This is a genomic window from Streptomyces xanthii (assembly GCF_014621695.1).
GTDB classification, from domain to species: Bacteria; Actinomycetota; Actinomycetes; order Streptomycetales; family Streptomycetaceae; genus Streptomyces; species Streptomyces xanthii.
Window position 1 is genome coordinate 3,238,541 of record NZ_CP061281.1, and the last position, 15,099, is coordinate 3,253,639.

Consider the following 15,099-nt stretch of genomic DNA (forward strand, 5'->3'; position numbering starts at 1 on the left):
AGGGCACCCTTTCGGCTATGACCGAGCCACTTGTCCCCCCAGTCGACACCCCCGGCGCCCCGCCGGCGCTGCCCCCGGCGCGCTTCGCGTACGACGGGCACACGTGGAAAGAGATCGCGTTCCTGCTGAGCAGCTTCCCGCTGGCCGTGTTCGGCTTCGTGTACGCGGTGACGATGCTGGCGCTCGGCGCCGGTCTCACCGTCACCGTGATCGGGCTGCCGCTGATCGCGGCCGGGCTGCGGGGCGCGCGGATGCTGGGGCGGGCGGAGCGGGCGCGGGCCCGGGCGCTGCTCGGGGTGCGGGTGGAGGAGCCGAGTCCGCTGCCGGTGCGGCGCGCGGGCGGCTTCTTCGGCTGGCTGTGGAACGGCCTGAAGGACCCGGTGGGCTGGCGCAGCGTCCTGTACGTGGTGATCCGGCTGCCCTGGGGCGTGCTGACGTTCGCGGTGACGCTGGTGGGCCTGTTCGTGCTGTGGCCGGTGCTGCCGTTCATCGCGCGGGGCCTGACCAACGCGGACCGGGCGATGGTGCGTGCCCTGCTCTCCCCCTCGGACGAGCTGGAGCGGCGCATCGCCGAACTGGAGTCCGACCGCGGGGTCGTCGTGGACACCGCCGCCGCCGACCTGCGGCGCATCGAACGGGACCTGCACGACGGGGCGCAGGCGCGGCTCGTCAACCTGGCGATGGGGCTCGGCCTGGCCAAGGAGAAGCTGGCGGAGGGGCAGGTCGACGACACCGTCGCCGCGATGGTCGACGAGGCGCACGGCGAGGTGAAGCTGGCGCTCCAGGAGCTGCGCGACCTGGCCCGCGGGATCCATCCGGCGGTGCTGACCGACCGGGGCCTCGACGCCGCCCTCTCCTCCGTGGCCTCGCGCTGCACGGTGCCGGTGAAGGTGACCGTCGAACTGCCGGCCCGGCCCGCCGAGGCGATCGAGGGCATCGCGTACTTCACCGTCTCCGAGCTGCTCCAGAACATCAGCAAGCACAGCGGGGCGGCCCAGGCCTCGGTCGACGTGTGGCGGACCGAGGAGCGGCTGCTCATCCAGGTACGCGACGACGGGCGCGGCGGCGCGTCCGTCGACAAGGGCACGGGGATGGCCGGGCTCGCGGAGCGGCTCGGGGCGGTCGACGGGCTGTTCGTCGTGGACTCGCCGGAGGGCGCGGGCACGACGGTGACGGCGGAGCTGCCGTGGCGGGACCGGGAACCGGGCCCGGTCGCGCGCCAGAGGTAGGGAAAACCCCCGGTCGCAGACGCCGACCCGCCGGATGGTCCGGGACACGGCCGGCCGGGAGGCTGGAGCACAGGGCAGAACGGGAGCCGAGCGGGTTCGCCGAACGCGACGGAACGACAGAAACGGATGACGTCCATGGCCACGCAGCAGTACGGACACCGGGGCGAGTACTCGTACGCGTACGACGAGCGCGACGACCACGAGCACCGGGGCGGCGGGGGCGGGCCGCGGCGCGGGCTCGGGCGGCTGCCGGCCGGGCTGCGGGCGCCGATCGAGGGGCGGGCCTGGCGCGAGTTCGCCTACGTGCTGCTCAGCCTGCCGATCGCGATCGCCGGGTTCGTGTGGGCCGTGACCATGGTGTCGCTGGGCGCGGGGTTGCTCATCACGTTCATCGGGGTGCCGGTCCTCGCGGGCGCGCTCGCCGGGGCGCGCGGGTTCGGGGCGCTCGAACGGGTCCGGGCCCGGACCCTGCTCGGGGTCACGGTCGGCTCGCCCGAGCCGGTGCGGCCCCGCAAGAACGGGCCGATGGGGTGGATCGGGGCCGTCCTCAAGAGCGGGGTCTCCTGGCGGAGCCTGCTGTACGGGGTGCTGCACCTGCCGTGGGCGGTCTTCTCCTTCGGGGTGGCCGTGGCGTTCTGGACGACCGGCTGGACCCTGCTCACGTACCCCCTGTGGCAGTGGGTCTTCCCCATGTACGGCGGCCAGGGCGGCATCCAGCTCTACGGCGACGAGGCCCACTCCGTCTACCTGGACAACCCCTTCGAGATCACCGTCACCGCGCTGATCGGACTCGCCGTGACCCTTGTGACGCCCTGGGTGATCCGGGCGCTGACGACGGTCGACCGGCTGGCGGTCGTCGGACTGCTCGGCCCGTCGCGGCTCCAGACCCGCGTCGTGGAACTGGAGTCCGACCGCGGAGTCGTCGTCGACACCGCCGCCGCCGACCTGCGGCGCATCGAACGGGACCTGCACGACGGGGCGCAGGCGCGGCTCGTCGGGCTCGCCATGGATCTCGGGCTCGCGAAGGAGAAGCTCGCGGAGGACCCGGAGGCGGCGGCGCGGATGGTCTCCGACGCGCACGGCGAGGTGAAGACGGCGCTCCAGGAACTCCGTGACCTGGCCCGCGGCATCCACCCGGCGGTGCTCACCGACCGCGGCCTCGACGCCGCCCTCTCCTCCGTCGCCTCGCGCTGCACCGTGCCGGTGACGGTCGAGGTCGACCTCGCGGAGCGGCCCGCGCCGGCGATCGAGGGCATCGCGTACTTCACCGTCTCCGAGCTGCTCCAGAACATCAGCAAGCACAGCCGGGCCACGCGGGCGTCGGTGGACGTGTGGCGGGCCGGGGGGCGGCTCATGCTCCAGGTGTACGACAACGGGGTCGGCGGGGCGGAGGCCTCCGGCGGGAGCGGGCTGGCCGGGCTCCGTGACCGCATCGAGGCGGTCGACGGAATCCTCCTGGTGAACTCGGCCCCCGGCGGTCCGACCCGTGTCACGGCGGAGCTGCCTTGGCGCCGAGCGTGAGCCTTGCGGCGGCGGGGGGTACGTCTGCGTGCGGGCCACCCCATCGCCGCCCGGCGCCGGGCGCCCGGCGCCCGCTCGATTTTGGGCGGGTTTGGGGGCGGGCGGTGGTGCTTGGGGGTGCCGGGCCGGGGACGTCTTAGGACGGCACCCCGGCTCCGGGGATGCACCCGGTCGCATCGACCTAGCCTTGGGCAGTCTGCCGCCTGGGGCGGCACGGGTGGGCAAGGCGGCACCCAGGTGCCGGGTGCGCGAATCGGTCGGCCTCAGCTGCGGGCGTCGGCGCCGTAGGGGCTGAGCATCGCCCCCGACTACTGCGCCGTCGTGGCTGGTCGCGCAGTTCCCCGCGCCCCTGAAGACACGCTCCGCGTGCCCCAGGGGCCGTCGGTCGCACCCCGCGACGGAGCGCGCCCGCAGCGGAGCCGTACGTCGATACAGCCCCGCCCCGCGATGGACCCGTACCGCGTAACCGGGGGACGTACCGCCTGAGGCCCGGCGCGGGCCGACGTCCCCGGAGGGGGCAGGCGGGTGGGAAAGGGGTCGGGGCCAGGCGCGGCACGGCGTGGCTGCCCGAGGTTGCCGGCGGCCGGAAGCCGGGGCTGCCCCAAGGTGGGGGCGACCGGAACGCGTACCCAGGGAGACGCACTCCCCGAGGCCGGGCGCCGGGCCGACGTCCCCGGAGGGGGCGGGAGGGTGGGAGAAGGGGGCGGGCAATAGGGCCGCGTGGACGGGCAGGGCGGCGCAGTCCCGTAGAAGCGGCGAAGGGCCCGGGACCCGTCAGCCGGCTCGGAGCGGCGCCGGCCCCGTCAGCCGGCTCACCCCAGCCCGGGACCCGTCAGCCGGTACACCCCAGCGCGGGCCCCCTCGGCCCGGGACCCGTCAGCCGGCTCACCCAGCGCGGGACCCTCGGCCCGGGCCCCGTCAGCCGGTTCACCCAGCGCGGGAGCCTCGGCGCGGGCCCCGTCAGTCGGCTCGGGTCGGCGGCGGACCGGGCGGCCGGCTCGCATCAGTGCCGGCCCGGTCGGGTCGCCCCCCGCTCCCAGGAAGCCGGGTCACCCCACCCGCCCCGGGCCAAATGTCGCGGTGGGCCACGCCGGGGCGTAGGGGCTGTAATGCTGGACCCCGTCAGGGACGACAGGCGGGGGGACAGAGAATCGTGGAGGTCAGGGTGCGAGTGGTCATCGCCGAGGATTCAGTGCTGCTCAGGGAGGGCCTGACCCGGCTGCTGACCGACCGCGGGCACGAGGTCGTCGCGGGCGTCGGCGACGGTGAGGCCCTGGTCAAGACGATCACCGAGCTGGGTGACCAGGACCAGCTCCCCGACGTGGTGGTCGCGGACGTCCGGATGCCCCCGACGCACACGGACGAGGGCGTCCGCGCCGCCGTCCAGCTGCGCGGCCGCTTCCCGGGCCTGGGCGTCCTGGTCCTCTCCCAGTACGTGGAGGAGCAATACGCGACGGAGCTGCTGGCGGGTTCCAGCCACGGTGTGGGCTACCTGCTCAAGGACCGGGTGGCCGAGGTCAGGGAGTTCGTGGACGCGGTGGTACGGGTGGCGCAGGGCGGCACGGCCCTGGACCCCGAGGTGGTCGCCCAGCTGCTGGGCCGCAGCCGCAAGCAGGACGTCCTCGCGAACCTCACCCCGCGTGAGCGCGAGGTCCTGGGCCTGATGGCGGAGGGCCGGACGAACTCGGCGATCGCCCGCCAGCTCGTCGTGAGCGACGGCGCGGTCGAGAAGCACGTGAGCAACATCTTCCTGAAGCTGGGGCTGTCGCCGAGTGACGGGGATCACCGTCGCGTTCTGGCCGTCCTGACCTACCTGAACTCGTAAGCACCTGACACTCTGTCAGATAGCGGCACGACGACGAGGTTCACCCGTGCGCCGGTCGGACACACCGGTACGCCGACCCGGCGCACCGGTGCGCCGCCGGTGCACCGACCCGTGCCGCACGACACAAAAGCGACACCGCGTGACACCGCACGGCACCGCACACAGCACACGCACGACACCGGAACCAGAACCAAAGGACGCGCGGCCTGCGTCTTCGAGTAGGGCGCGAGCGGGACCCCAGGGGGCGGACGGACCATGGCGAACCGGGACGAGACGACGTCTCAATATGCGGTCCATGCGGCGATCGCTCAGAGGAAGGTGACCCTTACAGACGTAGGGTGGACCTTGGGAAGGCCGGTGGGACGGCCCAGCCCGCACAGCCGCCTCGAGGGAGGTCCAGTTCAGTGACCAGCCAGGTCAGTAGCACCGCCGAGCAGGCCGACGGGGCCGACAGCGCGGTCGTCGGAGAACAGCGCACACACGCGGGGGCACCGGGCAAGGACGTGCGGCGCGTGGACCGGGTCATCATCCGGTTCGCGGGCGACTCCGGTGACGGCATGCAGCTCACGGGCGACCGTTTCACATCGGAGACGGCGTCGTTCGGCAATGATCTTTCGACTCTGCCGAACTTCCCGGCGGAGATCAGGGCGCCCGCAGGCACACTGCCGGGCGTTTCGTCGTTCCAGCTGCATTTCGCGGACCACGACATCCTGACGCCGGGTGATGCGCCGAACGTTCTGGTGGCGATGAACCCGGCCGCGCTGAAGGCGAACATCGCCGATGTGCCGCGGGGTGCGGAACTCATCGTGAACACGGACGAGTTCACCAAGCGGGCGATGGCGAAGGTCGGTTACGACGTCAGTCCGCTGGAGGACGGTTCGCTGGACGCGTATCACGTGCATCCGGTGCCGCTCACGACGCTCACGGTGGAGGCCCTGAAGGAGTTCGACCTCTCGCGCAAGGAGGCCGAGCGCAGCAAGAACATGTTCGCGCTGGGCCTGCTGTCGTGGATGTACCACCGGCCCACCGAGGGCACAGAGAAGTTCCTCAAGGCCAAGTTCGGCCGCAAGCCCGAGATCATGAAGGCGAACCTGGCCGCGTTCCACGCCGGCTGGAACTTCGGTGAGACCACCGAGGACTTCGCGGTCTCCTACGAGGTCGCGCCGGCCTCCACCGCGTTCCCGACGGGCACGTACCGCAACATCTCGGGGAACCTGGCCCTTTCGTACGGCCTGATCGCCGCCTCGACCCAGGCCGATCTGCCGCTCTACCTGGGCTCGTACCCGATCACGCCGGCCTCGGACATCCTGCACGAGCTGTCCAGGCACAAGAACTTCGGCGTGCGCACCTTCCAGGCCGAGGACGAGATCGCCGGTATCGGCGCCGCACTCGGCGCGGCCTTCGGCGGCAGCCTCGCCGTCACCACCACCTCCGGCCCCGGCGTGGCACTGAAGTCCGAGACCATCGGCCTGGCCGTGTCGCTCGAACTGCCCCTGATCGTCGTCGACATCCAGCGCGGCGGCCCCTCCACCGGCCTGCCCACCAAGACCGAACAGGCCGACCTCCTCCAGGCCATGTACGGCCGCAACGGCGAGGCCCCGGTACCGATCGTCGCGCCCCGCACACCCGCCGACTGCTTCGACGCGGCCCTGGAAGCGGCCCGGATCGCGGTCACCTACCGCACCCCCGTCTTCCTCCTGTCCGACGGCTACCTCGCCAACGGATCGGAACCCTGGCGGATCCCCGAGGTCGACGAACTCCCCGATCTGCGCACCCGGTTCGCCCAGGGCCCCAACCACACCCTGGACGACGGCACCGAGGTCTTCTGGCCCTACAAGCGCGACCCCCAGACCCTCGCCCGCCCCTGGGCGATCCCCGGCACCCCGGGCCTCGAACACCGCATCGGCGGCATCGAGAAGCAGGACGGCACCGGCAACATCTCCTACGACCCGGCCAACCACGACCTCATGGTCCGCACCCGCCAGGCCAAGATCGACGGAATCCAGGTACCCGACCTCCAGGTCGACGACCCCACCGGCGACGCCGACACCCTCGTCCTCGGCTGGGGCTCCACCTACGGCCCCATCACCGCCGCCGTCCGCCGCCTGCGCACCGCCGGCGACACCATCGCCCAGGCCCACCTGCGCCACCTCAACCCCTTCCCCGCCAACCTCGGCGAGGTGCTGAAGCGCTACGACAAGGTGGTGATCCCGGAGATGAACCTGGGACAGCTCGCCACCCTCGTCCGGGCGAAGTACCTCGTCGACGCCCACAGCTACAACCAGGTCAACGGCATGCCGTTCAAGGCGGAGCAGCTCGCCACGGCTCTCAAGGAGACCATCGATGACTGAGTCACTCCTGAACCTGGTGCCCAAGGCCGAGGCCAAGCAGTCCATGAAGGACTTCAAGTCCGACCAGGAGGTGCGCTGGTGCCCGGGATGCGGTGACTACGCGATCCTCGCGGCCGTCCAGGGCTTCATGCCCGAACTCGGCCTCGCCAAGGAGAACATCGTCTTCGTCTCCGGCATCGGCTGCTCCTCCCGCTTCCCGTACTACATGAACACGTACGGCATGCACTCCATCCACGGCCGCGCCCCCGCCATCGCCACCGGCCTCGCCTCCTCACGCCGCGACCTCAGCGTCTGGGTCGTCACCGGCGACGGCGACGCCCTCTCCATCGGCGGCAACCACCTCATCCACGCCCTGCGCCGCAACGTCAACCTCAAGATCCTCCTCTTCAACAACCGGATCTACGGACTCACCAAGGGCCAGTACTCCCCCACCTCCGAGGTCGGGAAGATCACCAAGTCGACGCCGATGGGGTCGCTCGACGCGCCCTTCAACCCGGTGTCCCTCGCCATCGGCGCGGAGGCCTCGTTCGTGGCCCGGACCGTGGACTCGGACCGCAAGCACCTCACGTCGGTGCTGCGCGAGGCGGCCGAGCACCCCGGCACGGCGCTGGTGGAGATCTACCAGAACTGCAACATCTTCAACGACGGCGCCTTCGAGGTCCTCAAGGACAAGGAGCAGGCCGAGGAGGCCGTGATCCGCCTGGAGCACGGGCAGCCGATCACCTTCGGGGCCGACGGGGCCAAGGGCGTCGTGCGCGACCAGGCCACCGGCGACCTGAAGGTCGTGCCGGTCACCGACGCGAACCGGGCGGACATCCTGGTCCACGACGCGCAGGCCGCGTCGCCGACCACCGCCTTCGCCCTGTCCCGGCTGGCCGACCCGGACACCCTGCACCACACGCCGATCGGCGTGTTCCGCAACGTCCGCCGGCCCGTCTACGACGTCCAGATGTCCGAGCAACTGGACACCGCCGTCGAGAGAGACGGCAAGGGCGACCTGGCCGCGCTCCTCGCGGGCGGCGACACCTGGACCGTCGTCGGCTGACCTCCGAGAACGCCCGTCAGGACCGTATGGCGATACGGGCATGACATGGACCGCCCCGCGGCGCTACCTTGCTTGATGGCCGCCGCGGGGCTGCCGTGTGTCTTGAGGAGGGTCCGTGGAGGACGGGGCGGCAGGGGCTGCGGCGCAGCAGGCGAGGAACGAGAGCCGCATCGGCCTCGTCAACGGATTCGCGGCGTACGGGATGTGGGGCCTCGTGCCCCTGTTCTGGCCGCTGCTCAAGCCCGCCGGGGCGATCGAGATCCTGGCCCACCGGATGGTGTGGTCGCTGGTCGTCGTCGCCGTCGCGCTGCTCTTCGTGCGCAAGTGGGGCTGGCTGCGGGAGCTGCTGCGGCAGCCGAAGCGGCTCGGGCTCGTCACGATCGCCGCGGCCGTGATCACCGTGAACTGGGGCTTCTACATCTGGGCCGTCAACGCGGGCCATGTCGTCGAGGCCTCGCTCGGCTACTTCATCAACCCGCTGGTCTCGATCGCGCTCGGCGTCCTGCTCCTCAAGGAGCGGCTGCGGCCCGCGCAGTGGGCGGCCGTCGGCACGGGCGTCCTCGCGGTGCTCGTCCTGGCGATCGGCTACGGGCGGCCGCCGTGGATCTCGCTGATCCTCGCGTTCTCGTTCGGCACGTACGGGCTCGTGAAGAAGAAGGTGAACCTGGGCGGTCTGGAGTCGCTGGCCGCCGAGACCGCCGTGCAGTTCCTGCCCGCACTCGGCTATCTGCTCTGGCTGACCGCCCAGGGCGGCTCCACGTTCACCGCGGAGGGCCCGGGGCACGCGGCGCTGCTCGCGTCGACCGGCCTGGTGACGGCGATCCCGCTGGTGTGCTTCGGCGCGGCCGCGATCCGCGTCCCGCTGTCCACCCTCGGCCTGCTCCAGTACCTGGCCCCGGTCTTCCAGTTCCTGCTCGGCATCGCCTACTTCCACGAGGAGATGCCGGTCGAGCGCTGGGCCGGGTTCGGCCTGGTCTGGGTCGCCCTGATCGTGCTGACCTGGGACGCCCTGCGCACCGCCCGCGCGGGCCGCACGGAGCTGGCCCGCGCGGCCCGGGCCGCCGCGGCCGCCACGCCCTCCGGTTCCGGGAAGAGCGCGGCCGACGAGGCGGTCGGGACGGTCTAGTCAGCCGGCGCCAGCCAGGTGCCGGTGGTCACCAGCGCTCGTAGGCGGTGAACGGGGCGCCGCCGCCCTGGCTCGCCGTGATGAGCCGCCCGTCGTGCGCGTACATCCCGCCCACGGGACCCGGCACCTCGTCCCGGAAGTGGCGTTCGTCGAGCTCTTCGCCGTCGTCGGGGTCGAGCTCGACCACGGTGGTGATCGCCTCCGCCTGGGTGGACCACTCGTTCAGGACCGTCACCCGCCCATCGAGCACCGCCAGTGCCGGGGCCGGGTTGTCCATCTCCTCCGACCAGACCTGTTCGCCGGTCTTGAGGTCGAAGGCGACGACGATGTCGTGGTTGCCCTTCTGCCAGTAGCCGGACAGCGCGTAGAGCCGGTCGCCGGCGACCGCCGTCTGCATCCGGTCGCCCGCGTTGATCACGCCCTTGTCGCGCGAGGCGTCGATGACGGGACCCGGGCGGCCGTTCGCGTCGAACGGGACGAACACACCGGCCTCGCTCGCCGACGGGTTGCTGGTCGCCGGATTGTCCGGGGCCGCACCGACCGAGAGCACCAGCGGGTCGACCGACTCGATGCCGACCGCCGTCTTCGGGTCGAGCGGACGCCGGTCGTCGATCGGCGCGTTCCACGCCAGAGCGCCGGTCGCGCGGTCGAACGCCGCCACGGTCAGCTCGGACACCTCCCGCTCGTCCCGTCCGCCCGCGTCGCAGGAGAGGACCGCGAAGACGCGCTTCTCGCCCATGGAGACGCTCTGCGGCCCGCACCGGTCGGGCAGCTCGGCCGTCCAGCGGAGCTTGCCGGTGCGCAGGTCCAGGCCGCGGAGCGTCACGTCGTCGCTCTTGCCGTTCTGCCGCACCGGGTTGCCCTGCGCGTCGGGCTCCGGGCGGCGCCGGTCCTGGGCGACCACGGCGAGGTCACCGCGCGCGTCCAGGGTCGGGGCGCTCCCCGGGACGGCGTCGCCGAACGCGTCCTTCGCGGGCTTCGCCTCTTCCTTCCACAGTTCCCGGCCGTCCTTGGCGTCCAGCGCCAGGATCGTCGTACAGCCGGCTCCGGGCAGCCCGGCGACGTCGCCGCCGGCCGCGCCCCGGGCGACCAGGACGGCCCCCGTGCCCGCGTGCTCCGCGGTGCCGCAGATCTCGCCCCGGCCCGGCGGCACGTACTCCCAGAGCTTCTTGCCGTCCTGGCCCGCGGCGATCCCGTACCCGGTGACCGCGTCGTCCTTGCTGCGGACGGCGACGTCACCGACGACCCAGTTGTCGTCCGCCGTGCCGGCCTCCCCCGCCCGGTCCTTCTGCGCCGACCAGGACCGCACCATGGCGTCCCCCGGCAGATAGCCCTCGTTCGACAGGTACCAGGCCACGAGCGACCCGATCCCGCCCAGGACGACGGCCAGCGTCACCACTGGGCCTATCCAGCGTCTTCCCGACATCACGCGCCCCCAAGGCTGCACATGTCCCAAGCCCCCGTGCGGCGTCACCCCCCTGGCGTCCGCCGCCGCCCGCCGGCCCCCCGGCCGTTCGAGCGAAGATCATCGTAAGTGAGCCGATGCTCCGAAGCGTCCTGGTTCTGTCCTAATGCCGCTCTATAACTGGTCACATGACCTATGACTGGAAGCTCGTCGTCGACGCCGCCGACCCGCACGCCCAGGCCGAGTTCTGGGCCGCCGCCCTCGGCTACGAGATCGAGGACAACGCGGCGCTGATCGGAAGGCTGCTCGGGTTCGGGGCGCTCGACGAGGGCGACACGGTGGAGCGCTGGGGGCGCCGCGCGTTCCGCGACCTGGTGGCCGTACGGCACCCGGAGGACCGGGTGGACGAGGAAAGCGGCACCGGGCTCGGGCGGCGGATCCTCTTCCAGCGCGTCCCGGAGGCGAAGTCCGGCAAGAACCGGCTGCACATCGACCTGCACGTGGGCGCCGAGCGGAGGGCCGCCGAGGTCGAGCGGCTGACCGGGCTCGGGGCGCGCACCGTCGGCGAGTTCAAGGAGAAGGGCGGCTCGTGGGTGGCGATGACCGACCCGGAGGGGAACGAGTTCGACGTGCAGTGAGGCGGCCGCCCCTGGCCTCGGCTCGGGCTCGGGATCGGCTCGACATCGACTCGGGATCGACTCGCGCTCGGGCTCGGGCTCCCCAAAGTTTCATGCATCTGCATATACTGCGTATGCATGTACTGACCGTTCCGCGTCCCAGGGGGAGCCATGTCCGACCGCAATTTCCTGTTCGTGCTCGGCAGCAGCCGTTCCGGCGGCAACTCCGAGATCCTCGCCCGCAAGGCGGCCGAGCAGCTGCCGCCGAGCACCGGACAGACCTGGATCGACCTCTCCGAGCACCGGCTGCCCGAGTTCGAGGACCTGCGGCACGACAGCGACCATGTGCGGCCGCGCGACGGCGCGGCCGCCCTGCTGCTCGACGCCACGCTCGCCGCGACCGACCTCGTGATCGTCTCGCCGCTGTACTGGTACTCGGTCTCCACGCTCACCAAGCGCTACCTCGACCACTGGTCGGGCTGGCTGCGCACTCCCGGCGTCGACTTCAAGGACACGCTCGGCGGGCGCACCCTGTGGGGCGTGACCGCGCTCGCCCACACCGAGGAGGTCGTCGCCGACCCGCTCGTCGGCACGCTGAACCACTCGGCGGCCTACCTCGGCATGCGCTTCGGCGGCGTCCTGCTCGGCAACGGCAGCAAGCCCGGCGACGTCCTCACCGACACCGCCGCGCTCACCCGCGCCAAGACCTTCTTCGCCCAGGACGCTCCGCTCGCGCGGTACCCGTACGACACGGAGTGATCAGGCGGTGATGTCCTTCGCCGTGAAGCGGGCCCAGGCCGCCGAGCCGAAGACCGCCGCGTACAGGGCCTGCAGTTCGAGGTTCTTGACCAGCTCGGTCCAGTAGACCGGCTCGCGCATCAGGTCGGCGAAGGACAGCCAGTAGTGGGAGAAGAAGTACGGCTGGATCGCGTGCAGCTGCGGGATCTGGTCGAGGATCTGGACCGTGATCAGCAGGCCGACGGTGGTGGCCATCGCCGCGATCCCGCTGTTCGTCAGCGTCGAGACGAACAGGCCGAGCGCGGCGATGCCGACCAGGGACAGCGCCACCACGACGGCGATCAGGAAGGCGCGGCCGAGGCCCTCGCCGAAGCCGATCGTGGTCCCCGAGATGGTCGTCAGATCGCCGAGCGGGAACAGGATCGCCCCGGTGACCAGTGCCGACACCGCCACCACGAGCGTCGCCACGACGCAGAACGTCATCGTCGTCGCGTACTTGGTGAGCAGCAGGCGGGTGCGTCCCGCCGGGGCCACCAGGAGGTAGCGCAGGGTGCCCGCGTTGGCCTCGCCCGCCACCGCGTCGCCCGCGATCACCCCGACCGACATCGGCAGGAAGAACGGCAGCGTCGCGGCCAGCGCCGTGAACACCAGGAACAGCCCGTTGTTCGTGATCTGCGCGATGAACGCGGGGCCGCCGCCCTCGGGCCCTCCCCCGCCGACCCCCGAGCCGCCGCTCGTCTCGATCTTCACCGCGACGCCGATCAGGACGGGCACCCCCGCCAGGACGGCGAGCAGCGCGAGCGTGCGCCAGCGCCGGAACGTCGTACCCAGCTCGCTCCGGAACAGGCCGAACGTCCACCAGAAGCGGCTCGCCCGCACCACCGGCGCCGCCGCCGTCTCAGCCCGCGACATCGAAGCCCTCCCCGGTCAGCGCCACGAAGGCGTCCTCCAGCGAGGCCCGCTCCACACCGAAGCCCCGTACGCGTACTCCCGCGGCGACCAGCGCCGCGTTCAGGTCCGCCAGGTCCGTCTCCGGGGGCGGCGGGTCGGCGGTGACCCGGTCCTCCGCGCTCTCCAGGACCGTGATCCCGTGCTCCTTCAGGACGCGGGCCGCGTCCGCCGGGTCGGGCGTCGTCACCCTGAGCGTGCCGCGGGCGCCCGCCGCGAGCTCGGCGACCGGGCCCTGGGTGATCAGCCGGCCGCGCGTCATCACGGCCGCGTGCGTGCAGACCTGCTCGATCTCGTCGAGCAGGTGCGAGGACAGGAAGACGGTCGTGCCGTCGGAGGCCAGCTCCCGCACCAGGGTGCGGATCTCGCGCATGCCCTGCGGGTCCAGGCCGTTCGTCGGCTCGTCCAGGACCAGCAGCCGGCGCGGCTGGAGCAGCGCGGCCGCGAGCCCGAGCCGCTGCTTCATGCCCAGCGAGTACGCCTTCGCCTTCTTGCCCGCGGCGGCCGCCAGGCCCACCCGGTCCAGGGCCGCGCCCACCCGGGCCCGGCGGGTGCGGGGGTCGGCCGTCGGGTCCGCCGCGTCGTAGCGCAGCAGGTTGTCCCGGCCAGAGAGGAACCCGTACAGGGCGGGGCCCTCGATCAGCGCGCCGACCTGCGGGAGCACCGTCCGGGTCGCCTTCGGCATCGGCCGGCCGAGCACGTGCGCGGCGCCGGAGGTCGGCTCGATCAGGCCCATCAGCATGCGGATGGTGGTCGTCTTGCCCGACCCGTTCGGCCCGAGGAAGCCGAAGACGGCGCCCTCCGGGACGGTCAGACTCAGCCCGTCGACCGCGAGCTGTCCGCCGCGGTACCGCTTGCTGAGCTCGTGCGTCTCGATGACCGGCTGGGTCCCGCTGACCGGCGTGGCCACTGCCCCTCCCTCGGATCGGCTCGGATGGACGCAGTGCGGGGGCGGGGCATGACGCCCCACCCCCGCACCGCTTCGGTTCGCTCCGGATCAGCGCGCCTCGGCGGCCTTCACCAGCGCTTCCTTGGTGACGGCTCCGGCGTAGGCCTTGCCGTCCTCGGTGATCAGCACGTTGATCAGGCGGGTCGAGTAGACCGTGCCCGTGCCGAAGTCGCCCTTGACCTTGTCGCCGAGCGAGTCCAGGAACGTCTGGGCGTCGGCCGGCATGCCCTCCGGGGCCGCGCCGCCTCCCGCGAGGCCCGCGCCCTCCGGCAGCTTCAGCTCCGCGATCGAGGTCCAGCCCTCGCCGATGATCTTCGGGCCCTGGGCCCCGTCGACGCCCTCGGCGCCCTTCGGCGCGCGCTGTGGGTGGTCGCCGGGCTGCTCGCCCCTGCCCTTGAGCTCGTGGTCCTTGAGCTCCTTGCCCTTCAGCTCGTCGGCCTCGGTGACCTTGGTGCCCTTGGCCGGCTTGAACTCGAAGGTGGACGCGGCCGGCTTGCCGAAGTCGACGCTGGTGAAGCCGGCGTCGACGACGGCCGCGCCGCCGCTCGCCGGGGTCAGCGTGAACTTCAGCGGCGTACCGGTCTTCGCGTCGACGGCGATCGTGACCGCGCCGACCGTCGAACCGGACTGCTTGGGCTTGATCTGCAGCCGGTACGCGTCCCGGCCCGCGACCTGCGACGTGCCGTCCACGCTGTACGCGGTGGTGTCGCCGGACGCCTTGATGATCTCGTCCGCGAGCTCCTTCGGGGTGGCGGGCAGCTCGTCCCCGCGCTCCTTCGCCCGGTCGCCGGAGCCGTCGTGCTTTCCGGTGTCCTTCGCGTGGTACGCCTCGTTCGACTTGCTGTCGTAGGCCCACACGTCGGCGCCGTTGTGGATCACGCTGTACTCGGCGGCGTCGTCGAGGATCGACAGCTTCTGCCGGTCCGGGCCGTCCGCCGCGACGCGCAGCGTGTGGGTGCCGGTGGCCAGCTCGGTGAGCTTGGCCTTGGGGTCGGCCGAGGAGCCGTCGCCGCCGCCCTCGTCACCACCGCCGCCGCCGAGCATGCCGGCCGCGCCGCCGCCCAGCGCGGGCAGCCCCAGATCGGTGTGGATCTTCACGGTGCCGGACAGCTGCTCGGTGTCCGAGGCCGCGATCTTCTCCAGGAGTTCCTGAGCCGTGATCTTCGGCAGGTCGGGGTCGCCCGAGTCGGCGAGCGCCGGGACCAGCCCGATCGTCGCCGCGGCCACCCCGATCACCGCCACGGGGACCGCGTACCGGGCCGCCCTGCGCCGCCCGGCGCCGGTGCCGGCGCCCCCGCCGTCCTGGCTGTCTTCGGATGCGTACGGTGCCATGTCTGTTGCCCTA

Annotated in this window: 12 protein-coding genes; 8 read left to right on the forward strand and 4 right to left on the reverse strand. The window is 72.2% G+C overall.

Going from position 1 to position 15,099, the window contains the following annotated elements; translation table 11 throughout:
• Window positions 1-17 precede the first annotated feature (17 nt).
• From IAG42_RS14595 to rarD, 6 genes are all read left to right on the forward strand, one after another.
• Entirely contained in the window at window positions 18-1,229 is a 1,212-nt protein-coding gene (locus IAG42_RS14595; protein WP_188337427.1) for a sensor histidine kinase, read from the forward strand.
• A 135-nt stretch (window positions 1,230-1,364) separates the two neighbouring features.
• Window positions 1,365-2,750, forward strand: coding sequence for a sensor histidine kinase (locus tag IAG42_RS14600; protein WP_188337428.1), 1,386 nt, complete (start codon window positions 1,365-1,367; stop codon window positions 2,748-2,750).
• A 1,165-nt stretch (window positions 2,751-3,915) separates the two neighbouring features.
• Window positions 3,916-4,575: a response regulator transcription factor gene (locus IAG42_RS14605; protein WP_317453317.1), complete on the forward strand. Its 660-nt coding sequence runs from the start codon at window positions 3,916-3,918 to the stop codon at window positions 4,573-4,575.
• Between the two features lie 404 nt (window positions 4,576-4,979).
• Window positions 4,980-6,926, forward strand: a complete 1,947-nt coding sequence (locus IAG42_RS14610; RefSeq protein WP_188337430.1) for a 2-oxoacid:acceptor oxidoreductase subunit alpha — start codon at window positions 4,980-4,982, stop codon at window positions 6,924-6,926.
• Entirely contained in the window at window positions 6,919-7,971 is a 1,053-nt protein-coding gene (locus IAG42_RS14615; RefSeq protein WP_188337431.1) for a 2-oxoacid:ferredoxin oxidoreductase subunit beta, read from the forward strand. The genes IAG42_RS14610 and IAG42_RS14615 overlap by 8 nt, the downstream gene beginning before the upstream one ends.
• 202 nt (window positions 7,972-8,173) lie before the next feature.
• Window positions 8,174-9,097, forward strand: a complete 924-nt coding sequence (gene rarD / locus IAG42_RS14620) for an EamA family transporter RarD (RefSeq protein ID WP_188341388.1) — start codon at window positions 8,174-8,176, stop codon at window positions 9,095-9,097.
• Between the two features lie 28 nt (window positions 9,098-9,125).
• Here the strand turns inward: rarD and IAG42_RS14625 are convergent, their stop codons facing one another.
• Window positions 9,126-10,496, reverse strand: coding sequence for an outer membrane protein assembly factor BamB family protein (locus tag IAG42_RS14625; RefSeq protein WP_188337432.1), 1,371 nt, complete (start codon window positions 10,494-10,496; stop codon window positions 9,126-9,128).
• A gap of 194 nt (window positions 10,497-10,690) precedes the next feature.
• Here IAG42_RS14625 and IAG42_RS14630 point away from each other — a divergent pair, with 194 nt between their 5' ends.
• Complete coding sequence (locus IAG42_RS14630; protein ID WP_188337433.1) at window positions 10,691-11,140, forward strand: VOC family protein; 450 nt, start codon at window positions 10,691-10,693, stop codon at window positions 11,138-11,140.
• Window positions 11,141-11,290: 150 nt separating this feature from the next.
• Complete coding sequence (locus IAG42_RS14635; RefSeq protein ID WP_188337434.1) at window positions 11,291-11,878, forward strand: flavodoxin family protein; 588 nt, start codon at window positions 11,291-11,293, stop codon at window positions 11,876-11,878.
• Here the strand turns inward: IAG42_RS14635 and IAG42_RS14640 are convergent, their stop codons facing one another.
• The 3 genes from IAG42_RS14640 to IAG42_RS14650 all read right to left on the reverse strand — a co-directional run bounded on the left by IAG42_RS14640 (window position 11,879) and on the right by IAG42_RS14650 (window position 15,086).
• Window positions 11,879-12,769 (reverse strand): ABC transporter permease, encoded by an 891-nt coding sequence (locus IAG42_RS14640; RefSeq protein ID WP_188337435.1) that lies wholly within the window; start codon window positions 12,767-12,769, stop codon window positions 11,879-11,881.
• On the reverse strand, window positions 12,756-13,715 hold the full coding sequence (locus IAG42_RS14645; protein ID WP_188337436.1) for an ABC transporter ATP-binding protein: 960 nt from the start codon (window positions 13,713-13,715) through the stop codon (window positions 12,756-12,758). The genes IAG42_RS14640 and IAG42_RS14645 overlap by 14 nt, the downstream gene beginning before the upstream one ends.
• Before the next feature lie 87 nt (window positions 13,716-13,802).
• Window positions 13,803-15,086, reverse strand: coding sequence for a LolA family protein (locus IAG42_RS14650; protein ID WP_188337437.1), 1,284 nt, complete (start codon window positions 15,084-15,086; stop codon window positions 13,803-13,805).
• Window positions 15,087-15,099 lie beyond the last annotated feature (13 nt).

Excerpts from the sequence above, each read along its gene's own strand:
- IAG42_RS14595 (WP_188337427.1), top strand. The coding sequence starts at position 18 with ATGACCGAGCCACTTGTCCCCCCAGTCGACACCCCCGGCGCCCCGCCG.
- IAG42_RS14600 (WP_188337428.1), top strand. The coding sequence starts at position 1,365 with ATGGCCACGCAGCAGTACGGACACCGGGGCGAGTACTCGTACGCGTAC.
- IAG42_RS14615 (WP_188337431.1), top strand. The coding sequence starts at position 6,919 with ATGACTGAGTCACTCCTGAACCTGGTGCCCAAGGCCGAGGCCAAGCAG.
- rarD (WP_188341388.1), top strand. The coding sequence starts at position 8,174 with ATGTGGGGCCTCGTGCCCCTGTTCTGGCCGCTGCTCAAGCCCGCCGGG.
- IAG42_RS14630 (WP_188337433.1), top strand. The coding sequence starts at position 10,691 with ATGACCTATGACTGGAAGCTCGTCGTCGACGCCGCCGACCCGCACGCC.
- IAG42_RS14635 (WP_188337434.1), top strand. The coding sequence starts at position 11,291 with ATGTCCGACCGCAATTTCCTGTTCGTGCTCGGCAGCAGCCGTTCCGGC.
- IAG42_RS14640 (WP_188337435.1), bottom strand. The coding sequence starts at position 12,769 with ATGTCGCGGGCTGAGACGGCGGCGGCGCCGGTGGTGCGGGCGAGCCGC.
- IAG42_RS14650 (WP_188337437.1), bottom strand. The coding sequence starts at position 15,086 with ATGGCACCGTACGCATCCGAAGACAGCCAGGACGGCGGGGGCGCCGGC.